Source organism: Oscillibacter sp., assembly GCF_032060045.1.
Lineage (GTDB): Bacteria > Bacillota > Clostridia > Oscillospirales > Oscillospiraceae > Oscillibacter.
Genome location: NZ_DAMBZJ010000029.1, coordinates 20,870 through 38,629, shown reverse-complemented (window position 1 = coordinate 38,629; position 17,760 = coordinate 20,870). Strand labels below are relative to the sequence as shown.

Genomic DNA, 17,760 nt, shown 5'->3' with positions numbered 1-17,760 from the left:
GCATCAGCGGACAAATGCAGGTTTTGCCCCGCAAGGTTCAATAACGGGTATTTTATAAAAGCCGCAGTAGAACGGCGTGGGCGAAGGAACCGTCTTAGGCGGTTCCTTCGCGCTCCTGTGGTAAGAAGTGCGTTGCACTACATGCCGTGCCAGATTCTTTTGCGTATAGTTTGCCGCCCCGGCGGCAAACTTTTGCAAGGCTACTTTTGTGTGTTTGCGGGCAGTGTCCCACAGAAAGGCGGAAAACTTTTGAATCTTTGTGAACTGAACGATCTGCGGGACCTGCTGGGACGGCACGGCTTCCGTTTTTCAAAATCCATGGGGCAGAATTTCCTGATTGACCCCACCGTTCCGCAGGAGATTGCGGATTCCTCCGGCGCTTCGCCAGAGTGGGGCGTTTTGGAGATTGGTCCCGGAGTGGGACCGCTGACGGTGGAGCTGGCCCAAAGGGCGGGGAAGGTTGTGGCCGTGGAGCTGGACCGGTCACTGCTGCCGGTGCTGAAGGAGACGCTGGAGCCCTACCCCAATGCGGAGGTGGTTTCCGGCGACGTGATGAAGCTGGAGATGGATGCGCTGCTTCGGGAGAAATTTGGTGGACTGCCGGTGATGGCCTGTGCCAACCTGCCTTATAACATTACTACGCCGGTTTTGACAAAATTTGTGCAGACAAAGGAAATCCGCCAGTTCACCGTGATGATTCAGCGAGAGGTGGCCAAAAGAATCTGCGCGCCTCCTGGGGACCGGGAGGGAAGTGCGTTCTCCCTGTTTTTGCAGTACTATATGGAGCCGGAATATCTCTTTTCCGTGGAGCCAGAAAAATTTTATCCCGCGCCCAAGGTGACCTCCGCTGTGGTGCGCTGTGTGAGGCGGGAAAAACCTCCAGTGGAGACGGAGGACGAGGCGCTTTTGCTGCGCTTGATGCGGGGAGCTTTCGCTCTGCGCCGAAAAACGTTGGCGAACAGTCTGGCTTCTGCGCTGGGACGGCCCAAGGAGGAGCTTTTGGAAGCAATCCGTGAGGCGGGACTTTCCGAAACCGTGCGGGGAGAGCAGTTGACATTTCAAGACTTTGCCGCGCTGTGCGCACGGCTGACGGGCTGAAGGGCGGGTATCGGACCCACGGCGTGTCCTGCAGATTGCGGCTTAGGATCTAGCGCTCGTACCGTAAAAAACAACATCCCCGGCGGAAGTGACTCTCTTCCGCCGGGGACGTTTTCTTAAGAATTGTGGCTGCTGGAGCGGGGCGCGATGAGGAAGCCGCCATCAGTTCCGCTGAGGAAATTTCTTGCACAGACCATCAAGCTCTGCGATCAAGGCGCTCAGCCCCGCCTCGTTCATGACGCAGTCCACGTCGGCACAATCGATGTCCTCCATGGTGTTTTGCAGGATAAAGGATACGTTCGCGCGATAGCGTTCCTCCTCGTCCTTATATGCGGAGAAGAGAAAAACCGGTTCAATAAATTCGCTGTCCCAGCGGTCGCGGATACCCGAGCGCAGAACCTTCAGTCCGGCGGCCAGTGCTTGAAGCTCGCCAGTGGACAAGCAACTGCTGGATTCCCGGATGACACGACCGTCGTCGTGGGTGTAGGTTGCCCGCAAGACCAGCCAGTTGCGGTCCTCCGTGGACGCGCCTGCGGAGGAGGAAAACTCGTAGCTGACAATTTCCAGCTTCAGGCTGACCGCTTCGTTTTGAAATAGCATGATTCTCTCCGTTCTACTCTTATACGGCGCTATGATGCAGCGCGTAAAACTCGTCGTAATCCTTCAGCATGGACTGGAGCAGCGCGGGCGTGTCCAGCTCATAGGGGCAGCGGCTTTTGCACGCGTTGCAGTGTATGCAGTCTTCAATTTTGTGCATTTTATCGTGCCACTCGTCGGTCATGTAAGGCTGATAGGGAGCGCGGCGCAGCAGCATGGCCATCCGGGCGGCCTGGGGAATGTCGATCCCTGCGGCGCACGGGAGGCAATAGCCGCAACTCCGACAGAAATTGTGAGCAAGCTCTTCACGGTCTTTATCAATGACCGCCTGAAGCGCGGGAGTCATCTTCTGCTGTTTCTCCGTCAGCTCCAGCCACTGGTCCAGCTCCCACTCGTGCTGAATCCCCCAAATGGGGACTACGTTGTCATAGCCCTGCATAAATGCATAGCAGGCGGCGGCGTTGTTCAGCATGCCGCCGGACAGGCCTTTCATGGCAATAAAGCCCATATCCGCTGATTTGCAGCGGACTGCAAGGTCTATATCCTTGTCCGATGACAAATAGCAGAAGGGGAACTGCATCGTCTCGAAATTCCCGGAATCCACGGCGGCAAGAGCCTCGTTTAGCCGATGGTTCGTAATCCCGATGTGGCGGACATACCCCTTTTGCTTGGCTTCCAGCGCGGCGGCAAAGGGACCATCGGGGTCGTTGATGTCTGGAAGCTGGGCCGGATTGTGAAACTGGAACAGATCAATGTAGTCCGTTTTCAGGCGGCGGAGGCTCTCCTCAATGTGGGCCTGCACGGTACGCTTGTCCTTACCGCCACTTTTGGTGGAGATGACAATTTCGTGCCGCACATCCCCCAACGCTTCGCCCAGCTTTTCCTCACTGTCGGTATAGGCGTTGGCGGTGTCAAAATAGTTGATTCCCGCGTCAAAGGCGCGGCGCAGCAGCGCCGCTGCATCACTGTGGCTGATGCGTTGAACGGGCAGCGCGCCGAAGGCGGTTTTTGTGACCAGCAGCTCCGTCCTACCCAATCGGACTTTTTCGATTTCCACGGATGTTTCCTCCCCCGTTTGTGCGATGTACAAACGTTCACCGCTGTTCGATTTATTGTAGACCATTGAAAGACCGTTTGCAAGAGGCGGAAAAAATTCGGCCCGATTTCAGTCGCGGAAAAACCGTTGTGAACGGGTTGTGTTTTATATTGCTGCCTTTTTATAAGGCGGTGGGGCGGACCAAAATGTCAAAATCCCCGTTTGACGAGGTTGTGCTATGATGCAGGCATGAACGAACACTTGAAATTAAAACTGACGGTCAGATTATATTCCGACGACAACGAACGAGGCTTCGGGCCGGGAATTGCCACGCTGCTTCACCGAGTGGAGGAGTATCGGTCCCTGCGCGCCGCTGCCGCGTCCATGGCCATGGCTTATTCCAAAGCATGGCGTATCGTACGCACGGCAGAGGCTGTTTTTGGCTGCAAAATGCTCAGCAGCGTCACCGGCGGAAAAAATGGCGGTGGCGCCGTCCTGACTGAAGAAGCCACGGCGCTGTTGGCGGCCTACGATCAGTACTGTGCCGAGGTGCAGGGCTTTGCGGCAGAGCGGTTCAAGCGCTATTTTGCGGTTGGGCATGAAGAGACGTGACCATTTTTGAAAATCTTTTGGGGCGGGAGCTTATGCTCCCGCTTTTTTATTGCCCATTGACAATAGCGATATTCGATGTTATTGTTTGGAATAACGATATTCGATATTAAAAGGGAGGCAGGCGAATGGCCCGGGAAAAATTTCAAACCCTGACCGAGCAGATGTTTTACATTCTTCTTTCTCTGCGGAAGGAGCTGTGTGGTGCGGACGTGATGGCCCGGGTGGCGGAGCTGACGGACGGACGGGTAATGATCGGGCCGGGGACGCTGTATAACCTGTTGGATAGCTTTCTAAATGCGGAAATGATTGAGGAGACGGCTGTAGAGGGCCGCCGGAGGAGCTATCAAATCACGTCAGCGGGGGAGCAGGCACTTCTGGCGGAGGCCAATCGGATGGAAACGTTGCTGGCGGATTACCAGCGGCTTGGCAAAGAAGGGGGAAGCGCATGAGAGAGACAAAGCGGACGCTGATGTGGTATGAGTTCTATCAGGATGCAAATATTGAGGAGCATCTGGAAAAAATGGCCGCAAAGGGCTGGCGGCTGGAGAAAATCGGATATCTCTTGCAATATCGTCGGGCGGAGCCTGCGCGGGTGCGCTATGCCGTGACCTATTTTTCGGAGTCCTCGGAGTTTAACCCCTCGCCCACGGAGAATGAGGAGACGCTGCTGGAATACTGCGCGGCGGCTGGGTGGGACTTTGTGGCCGGGTGGCATCAGATGCTGATTTTTTCCACCTTGCGGGAGGACGCGCCTCCCATTGAGACGGAGGGGACCGTGAAGCTGGAAGCTGTCCACCGGGCCATGAAAAAGAATTTTCTCCCCTCTGGGTTTGTGCTTTTGGCATTGTTCGGATTTAATCTTGCCATGCAGCTTCGGCTGGCCGAGCGAAACCTTCCTTCCTTTTTGGCAGACGGCATGCAGTTGGGCGCGGCGCTTTTAATGCTGCTGCTGGTGAGCCACTATGGGTCAATTTTGCTTTCCTATTTCCTGTGGTATTGGACCGTAAAACGGTCCGTGAAGCAGGGAGGTCCCTGCCTCTCGCGGCGCAGCCGCTTTGCAAAGGCGCGGCAAATGGTTCTGCTGGCGGCGACACTGGTCGTGCTGGTTTTCCTGTATATTCCCGCGGCGCTGCGGTATGGGCGGGGCACGCTGGAGCATATCCTGTTTATGCTGTGCGGATACGGATTGTTGGTTGCGGCAATTCAGCTTATGCGCGGATGGTTGAAGCGCAAAGGCGTCAGCGCGTGGACCAATCGGATTGTGTCCATCGGTTTGGCGTTTGTGCTTGGGGCAGGGATCACGGGGGGGAGCGTATTTAACATCCTGCGGATACATAAAAGCGTTCAGTCCGGTGGAGCGGAAACGGAAATCTATGTCACACGCTACGGTACCGAGCGGGAACTCCTGCGGGACCCAATGCCCCTGAAAATTGAAAATTTGCGGCCGGTGGAGGAGCTTCCCTGGTCCTACGAGCTGAGGGAGCATTGGAGCCCACTTGCACTGCTGCGGGAGGGACGGCAGGTAGAGTACGAGAACTGGGAATCGCTTTACTACGAGGTTTTGGACGTGAAAACCGGCATTCTCTACCGGGCCTGCCTGGGAAATTATTTAGGAACAGAAGAACTGGTCGGGCTGGAGTACAGAGCTGCGGACGAAGCGCAATGGGGGGCGGACGCGGCTTACCGCCTGCGCATGGACGGAGAGGATATGGACACGTGGCTCCTGTGCCGGAATCGGCGCATCGTGCGCATTGCCTTTGACTGGACGCCTACCCCGGCGCAGATGGCATTGGCAGGGGAAAAGCTGCTTTCGGGCGCGTAAAACGCCAAAACCAGAACAGTGCCCGATGAATACCGACCGAAAAATGCAGGATGGGTGAGCGGTGAAAACCGAGGTGGGAGTGCAAAGTTCACGGGGCCTATTTGCGATTGAGGGAAAACGCCAGAAAACCAAACTGCAAAGCCACGCCCCGAAGCTTACAGCTTCGGGGCGTGGCTTTTGAAACACACCGTTCAAAAATGTAGGAATCACGGTGATTCAGAAAAGGTTATATACTGCGATAAACGAGGACAAGTACGTGCTACATTTTGGCTCTTTAAAAGTCAATATTGGCCATCACCTGCGACGGATCGACTTTTTCGTGAATCAGACCTACGTTGTACATCCAGTCGATGTTGGCCTGCCAGGTTTCAGCGGTTTGGCTGAGGAAAGGAGCGTCCTCCGTTTCCATCAGGGGCAGCAGGGTTTGGCAGGACCGGGTTTCCACCACGGGGGACAGGGGGAAGTTCTCCTCATTCTGGTTATTCAGCAGGATTTGCAAACAGCCGTCCGGGTCCTCCTGAAAATCGGCAAAGCCCTTGGCGGAAGCCCGCAGAAAGCCTTCCAAAACCTCCGGCTCAGCGTCGATCATCTTGTCATTTGCCAAAAATACGGATTCATAGTAGTTGGGAATTCCGTATTCATTCACCAGAAAATAATTTACGTTAAAGCCCTCTTCCTCCATCTGGGGGACCTCGTGATTCACCAGACAGCCAATGGTGGCGTCCACGTTTCCGGTGGTCATGGAGCTCATTAAATCAAATCCCACGTTTATCAGATTCACGCGCTCAAAATCCGCGCCGCTGGCGTCCATCATGGCTTTTACCAAGGACTCGCTGAGAGCTGTTCCCGCATAGCCCACGGTTTTACCTTCTAAATCCTTGGGGTCGTGGATGTTTTTGTCTGCCAAAGATAAAATGATGTTCAGGGGGGACTGCACCACCGCGCCGATGGACTTGATTCCCACGCCCTGATCGGCCACCGCCTGAATCACGTCCTGCTGATAGTACAGGCCGATCTCCGCCTTGCCAGCGGCGACCAGAGACAGCGCGTCGTTTTCATTGGAGGGGAACCGAACCTTAACATCCAGCCCCTCGTCCTTGTAGTAGCCCCGCTGGATGGCAGTGTAAATAAAGGTGTGCAAAGCGTTGGGGTACCAGTCCAGCACTACGTTAATTTCCCGGAGACTGCCGTCCTCTTCGCTGGCCGACTGTCCGGCGGATGCCCGACTTCCGCAGCCGGTGAGTATCGTCAGCATCAAAGCCAGAAGCAAAGCGGTAATTTTTTTCATAAAGATTCCTCGTTTCTTATTGTCCGCGCCAGGTAATGACGCGTTTTTCAATGATACTAACCGTTGCCACCAGCAGCATCGCCGCCACCGAGAGCAGTAAAATGGGCGCAAAAACCCCTGCTCCGTCCAACTGCGTCATCATTCGGCGGCTGAAATAGCCAAGACCGCTCTGCGCACCCAGCCATTCTCCAATGGCTGCGCCAATGACCGACAGGGGAATCGCCATTTTGATGGCAGAGAAAAAGTAGGGAAGGGCTGCCGGAAGCTTCAGCTTCCAGAAAATCTGGCGTTTACTGGCCCCGAAGGTGAACAGCAGCTCCGTCATTTCCGTTTTGACGGACCGGAACCCGTCAAACACCGTGATGGCGATGGGGAAGAAGGTAATCAGAACCGCCACCAGCACTTTGCTCCACAGCCCATATCCAAACCAAAGCACAAACAGGGGAGCCAGAGCCGTGGTGGGGATTGTCTGGGATGCAACGATCAGCGGATACAGCGCCTTTTCCGCGGCGGGAGATGCGTCCATCAGCATGGCAAGACCCAGCCCCAGAACGACGGAGATACCAAGGCCCACGCCCACCACCGCCATGGTGGCGGGCAGATGGGCGGAAAGCAGTGGCCCCCGCAGTTCCCACAGACGTACAAGTACTTGCCATGGGCTGGGCAGGATATAGGCTGCGTTCATCCCCATGGCGGCAGCGTGCCAGAGCATCACCAGTGCCAGCGTCAGTCCCGCGGCGGGGAGGTTTCCCCGGTTTGATTTTTTCATCCCGCGTTCCTCCTGAGCATGGAAATCAACTCCTCTTTCAGCTCCAACAGTTCCGGCTGGCGCAGGGTTTCCAGCGACCGGGGATACCCTGCGGGAACTGGAAAGGAACGCAGACCGGTGATGGGCGTTCCTTCCGCCGCCAAAATTCGGCCGGAGAGAAACAGTGCTTCCTCCACATCGTGGGTAATGAACAGCACCGTTTTGCGCTCCCGCTCCCACTGCTCCAACAGCCATTCCCGCATAGAGAGGCGGGTCAGATAGTCTAGCGCGGAAAACGGCTCATCCAGCAGCAGAAGCTGGGAGCCGGTGAGCACCGTCCGGGCGAAAGCCGCTCGCTGGCGCATTCCGCCGGAGAGCTCTCCCGGCATTTTTTTGCCGCAGTCTCCAAGGCCGACGGCCCCCAGCGCACGCTCCACACGGGCATCCATTTCCGCGGTGGAAACGCCACCCTGTATTTCCAGCGGCAAGCGAAGATTTTCTGCCACGGTGCGCCAGGGAAACAGCAAATCTTGCTGAGGCATATAGCCGCAGTAGCGCTTTCGCCCGGCGATGCTTGCTTCGTCCACCAGTATATCGCCATGTTCGGGGGAAAGAAGTCCGTTTACCAGACGAAAAATGGTGCTTTTCCCGCAGCCGGAGGGGCCGACGATAGACACAAATTCCCCTCGTTCCACGTGAAAGGAAAGCTGGTGGATGGTGGGGAAGCCGTCGGACGGATATTGAAAGGTCACCTTTTCAAAGGTCAGCATGGCTTACGTCCTCATCTCCCACGCCATATCCCAGAACGCGCCCTCGTACCGGGAGCAGGCGATAAATATTTCCTCCAGCTGCCGGAGCTGGGCCACGGAGTAATCTGCCGTCAGATGCTCAGTCAGCTCCATCAACCGTTGGTTCGCAGCGGTATAGTCTTCGCTTGTGTAGCCGCGAACCCATTCGCCGTAAAAGGGATGCTCCGCGCAGGAAGGATTTTTTACGACCATTTCCTTTGCGATCACTTCATAGCTGAGGGCGCAGGAGAGGATCGCCGCGGCGATTTCCGCCGGGCCTTCCTCATAAGCAATCCGAAGCATGTAGGAGACGTAGGAGAGATTATCCAGCGCCATAGGTGTGCGCTCCGCCTCGCCCGGAGAAATGCCCAATCGCTCCATATAGTCCCGATGGATATCCAATTCCCCATCCAGAATCTGCGTCACATAGCCCGCAAACAGAGTCATGGATTCACAGTCCTGGGTTTTTGCCACGCCGAGGGCGAACACCCGGGCATAATCCAGCAGATACAGATAGTCTTGCACCATATAATGCTTAAATATTTCCTGATCCAGAGTGCCGTCTGCAATTCCCCGGACAAAGGGATGGGTGTGATAGTTTGCCCATATGTCATTTGTTGCATCTAAAAGACGCCGCGTTGTGTTCTGTTTCATTTCCCTGCCTCTTCCGCATATTTTCCGGTAAGAGCAAAGGCGTGATTCATAGGGCCGGAGCCTGCGCCCAGATTCAGCATCGCCCCCAGTGCCTCAGAGATGTATGCCTTGGCCCGTTCCACAGATTCGTCCATCCCATAGTTCTTTGCCAAATTCGCGGCGATGGCGCTGGAGAGGGTGCAGCCGGTGCCGTGGGTATTGGGGTTTTCGATGCGCCTGCCGTTAAACCAGCGGGTTTCTCCGTTTCGGTACAAAAGGTCGTTTGCGTCGTTGAGCTGGTGGCCGCCCTTGCACAGCACGGCGCAGCCGTAGGCATCCGAAATAGCCTTCGCGGCCCGCTCCATGTCGGCGGCGCATTCCACCTTCATCCCCGAAAGAACCTCCGTTTCCGGGATGTTGGGTGTAAGTAGCGTTGCAAGCGGCAGCAGCCGCCGCTTCAGCGCGTCCACCGCGTCGGCGCTGATGAGCCGAGCGCCGCTGGTGGATACCATCACGGGGTCCACCACAATGTTTACCGCCGCGTACTGCCGCAGTTTCTCCGCGATCACCTGAATGAGCCCTGCGGAAGAAACCATGCCGATTTTCACCGCATCGGGAGGAATGTCGGTAAACACGCAGTCAAGCTGCTGAGCAAGAAATTCCGGAGAAACCTCGAAGATTCCCTGGACACCGGTTGTGTTCTGGGCAGTCAGGGCCGTGACGGCGCTCATAGCGTATACGCCGTTAATGGTCATGGTTTTAATGTCTGCCTGAATCCCGGCGCCTCCGCTGGAATCACTTCCAGCGATTGATAATGCTGTTTTCATGAATGAAAACTCCTTTCCACTGTCAGCACTATTTTTATGAAGCGGCAGAGAGTGGTGCCCCCGGTCTGCCGCTATTTCAAGGCGCTTGCGCCTGTGAAATCAATGAAACGATGGGCCGGCAACGGGCCGGCCCCGCAAAATGGACAGGGCCTATTTGCAGCCCCGAACCAGCTTTTCGGCCAGCGTTCGCAGCGCGGCGGTGGCCGCGCCGGGGTCCGCTGCCCCAAAAATCGCGGATACCACGGCTACACCGTCCACGCCGCTGCGAGAGAGCTCCAAGATGTTCTCTCCGGAGATGCCGCCGATGGCCACGGTGGGAACGTCCACGGCGGCGCAGATGGCCCGGAGGGTTTCAAAGGGCATCCGGTCCACGTCCGTCTTGGTAGAGGTCGAAAATACGGCCCCAAGGCCTAGATAATCCGCGCCGTTTTTCACCGCCTCCAGCGCTTCCTCCACGGTGTGGGCGGAAACGCCCACGATCATATCGTCGCCCACCCGCGCCCGAACATCGGCGGCAAGCATATCCTCCTGCCCCACGTGAATCCCGTCTGCGCCGGATTTAATGGCAATTTCCACGTTGTCGTTGACGATAAAGGATACGCCGTACTCCTTGCAGAGCTTTGCGAGTGCCGTGGCTTCGGCGAGAAATATGTCCTCGCTCAGGTCTTTTTCCCGGAGCTGGACGCAGGTGGCTCCGTTTTTCAATGCTAGCTCTACTTGCTGATACAGGGTCAGGGTTCCCACCCATGCCCGGTCCGTCACTGCATAGAGCAGCATTGCCTTTTTATCGCACTTCATACCGTGCTCCTTCCTCCAACGCCTCCGGTGTGAGATTGTAAATCGCGTCGATGATGTAGTTCCGATAGCTGGAATTGCCGTCTAGTTCTGTCATGCGCCGCCGGGCTGTTTCCCCGCAAAGCCCCATGGCGCAAACCGCCGCTTTTACCGCGTCTAGTGTGTGCCCGGGATTGGCAGTGACGTAGGCCGCTGTCATGGCGGAGAGCTGGCAGCCCGTGCCGGTGATTTTGCTCATGTCCGGGTGGCCATTTCGGATGCAATAGGCCGTATGCTCGTCCGCAACGAGATCAATGGCCCCGGTAATAGCCACCACTGCGCCAGTCTTTTGGGAAAATGCCTTGGCAAATGCCGCCGCCTGCGGAAGATTTTCCTCCGTCACCCGGTCGGCAACGTCCGCGTCCACGCCTTTGGTGGTCCCGTTTCCCTGTACCAGCGCCTTGATCTCGGAGATGTTGCCCCGGATGACAGAAAATCGGACCTCTTCCAGCAGCTTCAGCGCGGTTTCGGTGCGAAGTTTCGACGCGCCCGCGCCCACAGGGTCCAGAACTACGGGGTGGCCCAACGCGTTTGCCCGCTTCCCGGCGGCCAGCATCGCAGGGATGGTGCGCTGATTTAAGGTTCCGATGTTGATGTTTAATCCGCCGCAGATGGAGGTGATCTCCTCCGCTTCCTCCAAATCGTCCGCCATAATGGGCGACGCGCCGCAGGCCAGAAGAATGTTGGCGCAGTCGTTTACGGTGACATAGTTGGTGATGTTGTGAATCAGGGGAGCCTGACGGCGGAGGTTTTCAAGCAGTTCACGCATCTGCTTCACTTCCTTTCTGATGATAGGCGGATTGATTCAGACGAGACTGCATACCTGCAAGAGCGCCGGTTTTTTCCAGAGAATAGATTAAAAATCCCGATAGGATGGAGCCGCCTGCGGTGGAGATGAAAAACGGGAGAATATACACGTAAAACGCCAGCTCTCCGGCGGAGCGCCCCATCAGGAAAACCGCAACGGGATAGGCGCAAAGTCCGCCGAGCACCGCGGTTCCAAACACCTCGGCAAGCAAGGTAGGGAGCAAGCGGTGGTTTTTCCGGTAGACAAGTTCGCACAGCAGCGCACCGAACATGCTGCCGGGGAACGCCATCAGGCTTCCAAGACCCAAGAGGTTTCGAATCAGACTTGCGCCAAAGGCCACGGCCACACCGTAGCCCGGGCCCAGCAGCACCGCGCAGAGGATGTTGACCATGTGCTGCACCGGGGCACACTTGCTGGCAAACACAGGGAAGGAGAACAGACTGCCCGCCACGGCAGCCGCGCAGAAAAGTCCGGCCACAGCCAACTTTTGAAGGTTCATTTTTTTCATAGTTCTGCTCCTTTTGAATTGAATGGAGAAAACGGCAAGTACAGCGTCGCTCCCCCTTGACAGGAACGGGCAGATCTCTGCCCTGGAAGGTCGGTCGAGGCTTACTGGCCTCCTCTCACGCCGGAACACGGCTTCCCATCGCTGCAATACAAAGCGCAGGGCGCCCCCCCTCCGCCTGCCACGGCCTATCCGTGAATGCCGCCAGTCACCATCCTTTCAAAGAGAACAAAAAAACGGAGACATCTGATACGATGCCTCCGAAAGCGTATGGTACGGCTTCCTACGGCGGCATTACCCGCATCAGGTTCATGGGTCGAAGGCAGTACCTTCCTCTCAGCCTGCTTGTGCAAGCTCCCCCGGTTGTTTCTGTTCGTAATTATAAAAATTCGGAGACGCCGATACGACGCCTCCGATAAGAATCAAAGATTGACTCCCTACGGCGGCATGATCCGCATCAGGTTTCCAGGGTCGAAGTTGAACGACTTCCTCTCAGCCCGCTGTACGGACTCCCCGCCTGTAAGCACTATACCCCCACCGCCCCAAAAAAGCAAGCCTAAAAACGGATAAGGCAGAAATTTTGCTAAAATATCCCCCCGCCTCGGCTTTTTCGGCGGCTAAAACCAGTCTTTTTTCTTAAACCACAGAATCAGACACCCACAGATGACCACGCTGAGTGCGATAACGGCGGGATAACCGTATTTCCACCTAAGTTCCGGCATTCCCTGAAAGTTCATTCCATACCAGCCCGCAAGCAGACTCAGTGGAAGAAACAGGGCTGTGATGACGGTAAACAGCCGCATTAGCTCGTTTTGCTGCAAGTCGAGCTGGGCCTGATACGCTTCCCGCATTTGTGTGACGTACTCCCGCAGGCTAAGCACGGAGCCAAGAAACCGCCTTGTCCTGTTAAGCAGGTTTGAAAAATGCCGCCGTGCGCTCCGGCTGAGCAAGTTTTCATCGTCGTTGGCCAGATTTTCAAAAATGGCGGACAATTGCTCGTAATAGCGCTTGCGGCGCAAAAGCTCCTTGCGATATTCCGAAATGCGGCCCATGTAATCCTGCCGTTTCGTGTGGAGCACCGCGCCGTCCTCGTCCTCCGTCACGGCGGCTTCAAAAGCGTCCAGCTCGTCGGTGTCGGACTTCAGCAGACTTGTAAAAAACTGATACAGTACGGTTTCGTTGTCTGGGCCTTCCATCGTCTCCTTTTGGAGGCGGCTGAGGGAACGGCTATCCTCGCAGAAGAAAAAAAGGTCTTCCTTGTCCAGATAGATCAGAATTTTTTCAGTGCCTGTCTCCGAGGAAGCCACGTCATACCAGTCGAAGGCCAGCAGGTAAAAGTCAGCAAAGCCCTCGAATGCCTCCGTTTTTCCCTGCCGAAGATAAGCAAGCACCTTTTCATCCATTTGGTCCCGGACCTCGTCCATCCGGTCCAGCGGCAAGAGCTTTCGCATCGTCTCCGCTCCTTTTATCTGCCGCCCGCCTTGCGGACGGCTTTTTCGATTAACGCCTGCCCCTCGCTTGAACGGAGAACGTCCAGCACGGTGGCGCGGAGCACCTCTTGAAACTTTTTGCTGCTTAAAAACGCGTCAAACACCGATCCGTCCTCAGGGAGAGCCGCTTTTTTCACTGGGTGGACAGGCGCGGCTGGGGGAGCCGGATTTGGCTCGTCCATAAACGCGCCGTCCATCCAGTCAGACATCTGGGTGCGGTCGTCACTCTCACCCCGCAGATAGAAGGCGGAGACACCGAAATAGGAAGCCAGTTTCTGCTGCTGGTCCTGCGTGGGCGTTTGCCGGCCGGTTTCAAACTTTTCCACGGCGGTCCGGGGAAGACCCAGAGCGGCGGAGAGCGTCGGGGCGCTGACACCCCGCTCGGCCCGGAGCTGCTGAATGCGCTGTGCCATCGTAATCATGAGGTTGCCTCCTGCTTGTTTACTGATTTTACCGTAATTTTATCACGGTTGAAACGCCGTGACAATCATTTTTCCCAAATTGTCTTGGCAAAATCCGCTGGGAAACGCCAAAAAAGCCCGTGAGGCTGTTTAAAGGCCTCACGGGTTCTAAGCGTTTTCAAGCGCGGACGGGGATTACCAATAAAAAAGCTCATCGTGAAAGTGAAGCATGGCCCATGAGGCAAAGAATACGCCTAGCGCCAGCAGCACCAGAAAGAAGCTCAGCAGCATTCCCAGCCAGTCGTATTTCATGCGCCCCTCCTTGCGAGAGGAGAGGAGGACCTCAATTCCCAGCAGAATCAATACAAGCGGGGAGAAGCGCAGGAACAGCCGAAGGTCCAGTGTGGGAAAAAACAGGGCTGCCGTCATGGCAATGCCTGCCGCCACCAGCGTCACGCCGAAGGTAAACGTTCCCACCCGGCGCTCCCGGGGAGCGGGGAGCTTTTGCGCAGGAGACGAGACGCAGTTTACATCCGTCACAGGGGCGCTTGCAGAATTATTTTCCGTCATGATGTAAGTCCTCCTTGCTGTCAGACTCACTGCGTTCGTTCTCTTTGATGTCGCTTTCCCATGGAGCGGCTTTTTCTTCGCGGATAATGCGGGACACCTCATCGGAAACAGTGCGATACTCCGGGGCGCGGGCTTCGGCTTCGTCGGAAGAGACCGTGGATTTCTGTGCGGCCGATTTCTCCGCTGTACCGGAGGGCGGGTTGAAGCCGGTGAAGCCGTCATCCTCGGGACGTGGCTTCGGCCCGCGGATAAACCATATTCCCAGTGCAATGATCAGCAGGAATAAAACCAGCTGGGGCATATGGTAGAATAGCCAGTTAAGATTTATGCCGAACACATCTGACCAAAAGTCGAAGAAAGGACGTGCCATCATCCCCCACATGCCGTACAATCCCGCAAGAACCAGCAACCAGCCCACCAGACTGTGCCGCTTCGCCAAAAGACGGGAGAACTGAGCCTGATCCGTGAGAGAAATGTTGAGAGGATAGGCGTCCGGCTCCGCCTCGCCGTTTTGCAGAGCATGGGAAAGATTGTAGGTATCAAAAAAGGAATACAGCCACAAAACAGGCAACGCCAACGCTAACTGCCCGAAATAAAGCCAGGTGGCAAGTCCGATGATCAGAGCAAACAGAGACATGAGTGACAGTCCTCGCTTTGTGTAGCCCTGATACATCTGCCCACAGCCGGGAATGCAGGCGGATAAAAACAAAAAAAACGGATTTTTGCGGATCATAAAAAAGCCCTCCTTAAAATTGGGATTGGTTTATTTAATCTGCGGCTTCTTCGCCGAATTCAAACAGCGCGCTAAGCCGCGCAAAGCGCGCATCAAGGGTTCTGTCAAACTGTTGCGCTTGCTGGGGAAAATCCGCCTGACGGAGGGCGGACAGGGCGGAATCCGACAACGCGGCGGAGCCTGTCACCAGCCCACCAAAAACGTTAAAGCACCACAAACTGGCTGCGATGGCAATGGCGGCGGCGGCGGTGGCAATGCGACCTGCAAGCTCCCGGGCGCTGCGGCGATGAATGCGCGGCCACAGTGTACGTTGGCAGGAATGTGCCGGAGTAAGCAACACCTCACAGGGCATACGCTCCATAGAGCGAAGCAGACACGCGTCGCAGAAGTCCAGATGCTCCGCGATTTCCAGACGTTCAAGCTCGGTGAGCGGCCCACCGGACAAGAAGGCTTGCAGGGCAGCGTCTGTCAGATGCCCGCCGGAATCAAATGTATTCATGGGACGACCTCCTGTTCCACTGCTCCTGAATCAGCAACTTTCCCCGGGAAATTTGGGTACGGACGGTTTTCACCGGCCTGTCCAGATACCGGGCCGTTTCCTCCGCTGTGCGCTCCTGCAAAAGGTGGAGAACGCACACCTGACGGTAAGGCTCCCGGAGATTTTCAATAATCTGGGTCATTTCGGCCTGCTCGCTGCTGGAGATGACCAGCTCCTCTGCGGGGGACGACAGGCCGGGGGGGATGAACTCGTCGCCGGGAAGAAGGGTGTGACGAGCGTAGGCGGTTTGAAGATGATCTTTCGCTTTATTAATCGCGATTCGGGCCAACCACTGCCGCTCGAAGCCTGCCGGGCAGCGATCCCGGTGAGTGTAGGCAGAGAGGAAGGTTTCCTGCGTCAAGTCCTCGGCCGTTGCTCCGTCCCGCACCAGACGGTGGCAAACGGTGTAGACCAGCCGTTCATAGTCCGCCACCAGAGCGGTAAATTCCTGATTTGTCATGATATGCACACCGGCGGCCACCTCCCTTATGTCTATTGATCATACGGTACAGCGAAACAAAATGCTTCAACTTTTAAAAAAATAATGAATTTTTTTCGAAATAGGTTCCGGATTATCGCGCCAAAACACGCCCCGTCAATGCTTGACGGCGGTTAGGAAAGCTGGTAGACTGAACTGCGAAAATTTACGGCGTAAAAACGAGAGATGGGAAAGAAGGATTGTCATGCATGAGATGCGCAGAAAGGACCGTCAGGTGACGGACCGAGCGGAAATTCATCGTATTTTGGATGAGTGCGAGGTGTGCCGTGTTGGTTTTTTCGACGGAGCGGAGGTCTACATCGTCCCTCTGAACTTCGGCTATGAGGTAAAGGATGGAAGGCTGACCTTTTATTTCCACTCCGCCGTTCAGGGACGTAAGGTGGAACTCCTTGCCAGAGGGGACAAGGTGGGCTTTGAACTGGACTGCGGACATCAGGTGGTGGCGGGGGAGAAGGCCTGCGACTACTCGGCGATGTACAAGAGCATAATTGGCACGGGCCGGACCTACGAGGTGGTGGATGATGCGGACAAGCTTCATGCCATGCAGTGTCTGATGGCTCATTATACCAAGAAAACCGGCGAAAAGCCGGAACTTCCCCCAAAAGCTCTGAAATCGATTCGGATGTTCGCTCTGGAGGCGGAGGATCTGAGCTGCAAGGTACACCTGTGATGAATGCACTGCGCATTGAGTCCGCGCCGCTGGAGGGGATCTCCACATGGCTGTTCCGCAAAACGCATCAACAGATGTTTGGCGGGGTGGATCGGTACTTTACGCCCTTTTTCTCACCCACGCCGGAACGAAAGCTGACCACAAAGGAGCTGCGGGATCTCTCCCCGGAGAATAACAGGGATGTTCCCGTTGTGCCGCAGATTATGGCGAAGCGGGCAGGGGACTTTCTATGGGCTGCAGAAGAAGCGCGGGAACTTGGCTTCGACGAGGTAAACCTGAATCTTGGCTGTCCTTCTGGCACTGTGACGGCGAAGGGCAAGGGCGCAGGGTTTCTCCTGCGCCCGGAAGAACTGGATGCATTTTTTGAAGAGACGTTTAAAAGTGTTTGCCTGCCGGTTTCAGTGAAGACCCGCATTGGCTATCACGACCCGGCGGAACTTGGAAGACTCTTGGAGATTTTCAACTGCTATCCGATTCAGGAGTTAATCATTCATCCCCGCCTGCGCGGGCAGTTTTACAGGGGCGAGGTGCATCTGGACGCATTTGCCGACGCACTTGCCGCCAGCCGTCTTCCTGTGACCTATAACGGCGATCTGGTGACGCAGGAGGATGTGGCGGAATTTTCTCGGCGTTTTCCTGCCGTGAACACGGTGATGATTGGCCGGGGAATGATTGCGGATCCGGCGCTGCCGCGCAAGCTTCGGGGCGGCCACCCTGCCAATCGAGAGGAGATACGCACCTACGTCCGCACACTCTACGAGGGATATCGGGTGGCCTACGGCTATCCCGGCTTCGCGGCTCAGCGGATGAAGGAGTTGTGGTTTTATCTCATCAACCTATTTGAAGACGGGGACAAATACGCCAAGAAACTGCGCCGGGTGGGCAACGCGGCGGAGTATGAGCATCTGGAAGCGGGAATTTTTCGGGATTTGGAGCTACTGCCTCAACCCCGCAAGCCTCTGGACGGAACGGGGCAGGGGAAAGGATAGTGGGCCACGCCGCTGTGCGAAAGGGTGTTCCCTGGCATGCATGATTTTTCGCATGCGGGGAAAACTTCTCCAGAGGTGATGCGAATGGAAGCCAATGAGTTGCCCCTTGGCATGGGGATGGCGCTGGCGCAGGACGTGGCCGCCATGGAGCGGTTCTCCGCTTTACCTGAGGCGGAGAAACAGTCCCTGATTAACGGCGCCCGCGCCGTTCGGTCTGGTGCGGAGATGCGGGCATATCTGCAGACCACGCTGCGCGGGGAATAGCGCAAACGGC

23 protein-coding genes and 2 riboswitches are annotated in these 17,760 nt (G+C 56.2%); of the genes, 7 read left to right on the top strand and 16 right to left on the bottom strand.

Annotation, left to right across the window (positions count from 1 at the left end; genetic code table 11):
* Positions 1 to 249 precede the first annotated feature (249 nt).
* On the top strand, positions 250 to 1,098 hold the full coding sequence (rsmA, locus tag RT018_RS11975; protein ID WP_312942274.1) for a 16S rRNA (adenine(1518)-N(6)/adenine(1519)-N(6))-dimethyltransferase RsmA: 849 nt from the start codon (positions 250 to 252) through the stop codon (positions 1,096 to 1,098).
* Positions 1,099 to 1,260: 162 nt separating this feature from the next.
* Here rsmA and RT018_RS11970 read toward each other — a convergent pair whose 3' ends face one another.
* Both RT018_RS11970 and RT018_RS11965 read right to left on the bottom strand, forming a co-directional pair.
* Positions 1,261 to 1,698, bottom strand: a complete 438-nt coding sequence (locus RT018_RS11970; protein ID WP_312942273.1) for a hypothetical protein — start codon at positions 1,696 to 1,698, stop codon at positions 1,261 to 1,263.
* A gap of 19 nt (positions 1,699 to 1,717) precedes the next feature.
* Positions 1,718 to 2,746 carry an aldo/keto reductase gene (locus RT018_RS11965; RefSeq protein WP_312942279.1) on the bottom strand — a complete coding sequence of 343 codons (1,029 nt, stop codon included), beginning with the start codon at positions 2,744 to 2,746 and terminating at the stop codon, positions 1,718 to 1,720.
* A gap of 234 nt (positions 2,747 to 2,980) precedes the next feature.
* Here RT018_RS11965 and RT018_RS11960 point away from each other — a divergent pair, with 234 nt between their 5' ends.
* From RT018_RS11960 to RT018_RS11950, 3 genes are all read left to right on the top strand, one after another.
* Complete coding sequence (locus tag RT018_RS11960) at positions 2,981 to 3,343, top strand: LysR family transcriptional regulator (RefSeq protein ID WP_312942272.1); 363 nt, start codon at positions 2,981 to 2,983, stop codon at positions 3,341 to 3,343.
* A gap of 125 nt (positions 3,344 to 3,468) precedes the next feature.
* Complete coding sequence (locus tag RT018_RS11955) at positions 3,469 to 3,792, top strand: helix-turn-helix transcriptional regulator (RefSeq protein ID WP_312942271.1); 324 nt, start codon at positions 3,469 to 3,471, stop codon at positions 3,790 to 3,792.
* Positions 3,789 to 5,165, top strand: coding sequence for a DUF2812 domain-containing protein (locus RT018_RS11950; protein ID WP_312942269.1), 1,377 nt, complete (start codon positions 3,789 to 3,791; stop codon positions 5,163 to 5,165). Before RT018_RS11955 ends, RT018_RS11950 begins: the two co-directional genes overlap by 4 nt.
* Before the next feature lie 274 nt (positions 5,166 to 5,439).
* Here the strand turns inward: RT018_RS11950 and RT018_RS11945 are convergent, their stop codons facing one another.
* From RT018_RS11945 to RT018_RS11880, 14 genes are all read right to left on the bottom strand, one after another.
* On the bottom strand, positions 5,440 to 6,453 hold the full coding sequence (locus tag RT018_RS11945) for an ABC transporter substrate-binding protein (protein ID WP_312942267.1): 1,014 nt from the start codon (positions 6,451 to 6,453) through the stop codon (positions 5,440 to 5,442).
* 16 nt (positions 6,454 to 6,469) lie between these two features.
* On the bottom strand, positions 6,470 to 7,222 hold the full coding sequence (locus RT018_RS11940) for an ABC transporter permease (RefSeq protein ID WP_312942266.1): 753 nt from the start codon (positions 7,220 to 7,222) through the stop codon (positions 6,470 to 6,472).
* A complete protein-coding gene (locus tag RT018_RS11935) occupies positions 7,219 to 7,971 on the bottom strand; it encodes an ABC transporter ATP-binding protein (protein ID WP_312942264.1) in 753 nt (250 codons plus the stop codon). Before RT018_RS11935 ends, RT018_RS11940 begins: the two co-directional genes overlap by 4 nt.
* A gap of 3 nt (positions 7,972 to 7,974) precedes the next feature.
* Positions 7,975 to 8,643: a thiaminase II gene (gene tenA / locus RT018_RS11930; protein WP_312942262.1), complete on the bottom strand. Its 669-nt coding sequence runs from the start codon at positions 8,641 to 8,643 to the stop codon at positions 7,975 to 7,977.
* Entirely contained in the window at positions 8,640 to 9,449 is an 810-nt protein-coding gene (gene thiD / locus RT018_RS11925; RefSeq protein WP_312942260.1) for a bifunctional hydroxymethylpyrimidine kinase/phosphomethylpyrimidine kinase, read from the bottom strand. The genes tenA and thiD overlap by 4 nt, the downstream gene beginning before the upstream one ends.
* 150 nt (positions 9,450 to 9,599) lie before the next feature.
* Positions 9,600 to 10,247: a thiamine phosphate synthase gene (gene thiE / locus RT018_RS11920; RefSeq protein ID WP_312942258.1), complete on the bottom strand. Its 648-nt coding sequence runs from the start codon at positions 10,245 to 10,247 to the stop codon at positions 9,600 to 9,602.
* On the bottom strand, positions 10,234 to 11,052 hold the full coding sequence (gene thiM / locus RT018_RS11915) for a hydroxyethylthiazole kinase (RefSeq protein WP_312942256.1): 819 nt from the start codon (positions 11,050 to 11,052) through the stop codon (positions 10,234 to 10,236). The genes thiE and thiM overlap by 14 nt, the downstream gene beginning before the upstream one ends.
* A complete protein-coding gene (gene thiW, locus RT018_RS11910; protein ID WP_312942254.1) occupies positions 11,045 to 11,599 on the bottom strand; it encodes an energy coupling factor transporter S component ThiW in 555 nt (184 codons plus the stop codon). The genes thiM and thiW overlap by 8 nt, the downstream gene beginning before the upstream one ends.
* 260 nt (positions 11,600 to 11,859) lie before the next feature.
* A riboswitch (TPP riboswitch) is annotated at positions 11,860 to 11,965 on the bottom strand.
* Positions 11,966 to 12,012: 47 nt separating this feature from the next.
* A riboswitch (TPP riboswitch) is annotated at positions 12,013 to 12,122 on the bottom strand.
* Between the two features lie 91 nt (positions 12,123 to 12,213).
* Positions 12,214 to 13,047 carry a CorA family divalent cation transporter gene (locus tag RT018_RS11905; RefSeq protein WP_312942252.1) on the bottom strand — a complete coding sequence of 278 codons (834 nt, stop codon included), beginning with the start codon at positions 13,045 to 13,047 and terminating at the stop codon, positions 12,214 to 12,216.
* Between the two features lie 14 nt (positions 13,048 to 13,061).
* The gene (locus tag RT018_RS11900; RefSeq protein ID WP_312942250.1) at positions 13,062 to 13,508 is read right to left on the bottom strand and encodes a helix-turn-helix domain-containing protein; all 447 of its coding nucleotides are present in this window, start codon (positions 13,506 to 13,508) and stop codon (positions 13,062 to 13,064) included.
* 174 nt (positions 13,509 to 13,682) lie between these two features.
* Entirely contained in the window at positions 13,683 to 14,057 is a 375-nt protein-coding gene (locus RT018_RS11895; protein WP_312942248.1) for a hypothetical protein, read from the bottom strand.
* A complete protein-coding gene (locus RT018_RS11890; protein ID WP_312942245.1) occupies positions 14,044 to 14,790 on the bottom strand; it encodes a hypothetical protein in 747 nt (248 codons plus the stop codon). The genes RT018_RS11895 and RT018_RS11890 overlap by 14 nt, the downstream gene beginning before the upstream one ends.
* Before the next feature lie 34 nt (positions 14,791 to 14,824).
* Positions 14,825 to 15,289 carry a zf-HC2 domain-containing protein gene (locus tag RT018_RS11885; RefSeq protein ID WP_312942243.1) on the bottom strand — a complete coding sequence of 155 codons (465 nt, stop codon included), beginning with the start codon at positions 15,287 to 15,289 and terminating at the stop codon, positions 14,825 to 14,827.
* Positions 15,276 to 15,788, bottom strand: coding sequence for an RNA polymerase sigma factor (locus RT018_RS11880; protein WP_312942277.1), 513 nt, complete (start codon positions 15,786 to 15,788; stop codon positions 15,276 to 15,278). Before RT018_RS11880 ends, RT018_RS11885 begins: the two co-directional genes overlap by 14 nt.
* Positions 15,789 to 16,011: 223 nt before the next feature.
* Between RT018_RS11880 and RT018_RS11875 the strand changes: the two genes are divergently transcribed.
* The 3 genes from RT018_RS11875 (at position 16,012) to RT018_RS11865 (ending at position 17,750) form a co-directional block, all read left to right on the top strand.
* Positions 16,012 to 16,497, top strand: coding sequence for a pyridoxamine 5'-phosphate oxidase family protein (locus RT018_RS11875; protein ID WP_312942241.1), 486 nt, complete (start codon positions 16,012 to 16,014; stop codon positions 16,495 to 16,497).
* The gene (locus tag RT018_RS11870) at positions 16,497 to 17,486 is read left to right on the top strand and encodes a tRNA-dihydrouridine synthase family protein (protein ID WP_312942239.1); all 990 of its coding nucleotides are present in this window, start codon (positions 16,497 to 16,499) and stop codon (positions 17,484 to 17,486) included. The genes RT018_RS11875 and RT018_RS11870 overlap by 1 nt, the downstream gene beginning before the upstream one ends.
* Positions 17,487 to 17,570: 84 nt before the next feature.
* Positions 17,571 to 17,750 (top strand): hypothetical protein, encoded by a 180-nt coding sequence (locus RT018_RS11865; RefSeq protein ID WP_312942237.1) that lies wholly within the window; start codon positions 17,571 to 17,573, stop codon positions 17,748 to 17,750.
* Positions 17,751 to 17,760: the final 10 nt, after the last annotated feature.

Excerpts from the sequence above, each read along its gene's own strand:
- RT018_RS11940 (WP_312942266.1), bottom strand. The coding sequence starts at position 7,222 with ATGAAAAAATCAAACCGGGGAAACCTCCCCGCCGCGGGACTGACGCTG.
- RT018_RS11880 (WP_312942277.1), bottom strand. The coding sequence starts at position 15,788 with ATGACAAATCAGGAATTTACCGCTCTGGTGGCGGACTATGAACGGCTG.
- RT018_RS11890 (WP_312942245.1), bottom strand. The coding sequence starts at position 14,790 with ATGATCCGCAAAAATCCGTTTTTTTTGTTTTTATCCGCCTGCATTCCC.
- RT018_RS11905 (WP_312942252.1), bottom strand. The coding sequence starts at position 13,047 with ATGCGAAAGCTCTTGCCGCTGGACCGGATGGACGAGGTCCGGGACCAA.
- RT018_RS11955 (WP_312942271.1), top strand. The coding sequence starts at position 3,469 with ATGGCCCGGGAAAAATTTCAAACCCTGACCGAGCAGATGTTTTACATT.
- RT018_RS11950 (WP_312942269.1), top strand. The coding sequence starts at position 3,789 with ATGAGAGAGACAAAGCGGACGCTGATGTGGTATGAGTTCTATCAGGAT.
- thiW (WP_312942254.1), bottom strand. The coding sequence starts at position 11,599 with ATGAAAAAAATGAACCTTCAAAAGTTGGCTGTGGCCGGACTTTTCTGC.
- RT018_RS11960 (WP_312942272.1), top strand. The coding sequence starts at position 2,981 with ATGAACGAACACTTGAAATTAAAACTGACGGTCAGATTATATTCCGAC.
- tenA (WP_312942262.1), bottom strand. The coding sequence starts at position 8,643 with ATGAAACAGAACACAACGCGGCGTCTTTTAGATGCAACAAATGACATA.
- thiE (WP_312942258.1), bottom strand. The coding sequence starts at position 10,247 with ATGAAGTGCGATAAAAAGGCAATGCTGCTCTATGCAGTGACGGACCGG.
- RT018_RS11885 (WP_312942243.1), bottom strand. The coding sequence starts at position 15,289 with ATGAATACATTTGATTCCGGCGGGCATCTGACAGACGCTGCCCTGCAA.
- RT018_RS11895 (WP_312942248.1), bottom strand. The coding sequence starts at position 14,057 with ATGACGGAAAATAATTCTGCAAGCGCCCCTGTGACGGATGTAAACTGC.
- RT018_RS11935 (WP_312942264.1), bottom strand. The coding sequence starts at position 7,971 with ATGCTGACCTTTGAAAAGGTGACCTTTCAATATCCGTCCGACGGCTTC.
- RT018_RS11970 (WP_312942273.1), bottom strand. The coding sequence starts at position 1,698 with ATGCTATTTCAAAACGAAGCGGTCAGCCTGAAGCTGGAAATTGTCAGC.
- thiD (WP_312942260.1), bottom strand. The coding sequence starts at position 9,449 with ATGAAAACAGCATTATCAATCGCTGGAAGTGATTCCAGCGGAGGCGCC.
- RT018_RS11870 (WP_312942239.1), top strand. The coding sequence starts at position 16,497 with ATGAATGCACTGCGCATTGAGTCCGCGCCGCTGGAGGGGATCTCCACA.
- thiM (WP_312942256.1), bottom strand. The coding sequence starts at position 11,052 with ATGCGTGAACTGCTTGAAAACCTCCGCCGTCAGGCTCCCCTGATTCAC.
- RT018_RS11945 (WP_312942267.1), bottom strand. The coding sequence starts at position 6,453 with ATGAAAAAAATTACCGCTTTGCTTCTGGCTTTGATGCTGACGATACTC.
- RT018_RS11900 (WP_312942250.1), bottom strand. The coding sequence starts at position 13,508 with ATGATTACGATGGCACAGCGCATTCAGCAGCTCCGGGCCGAGCGGGGT.
- RT018_RS11865 (WP_312942237.1), top strand. The coding sequence starts at position 17,571 with ATGGAAGCCAATGAGTTGCCCCTTGGCATGGGGATGGCGCTGGCGCAG.
- RT018_RS11875 (WP_312942241.1), top strand. The coding sequence starts at position 16,012 with ATGCATGAGATGCGCAGAAAGGACCGTCAGGTGACGGACCGAGCGGAA.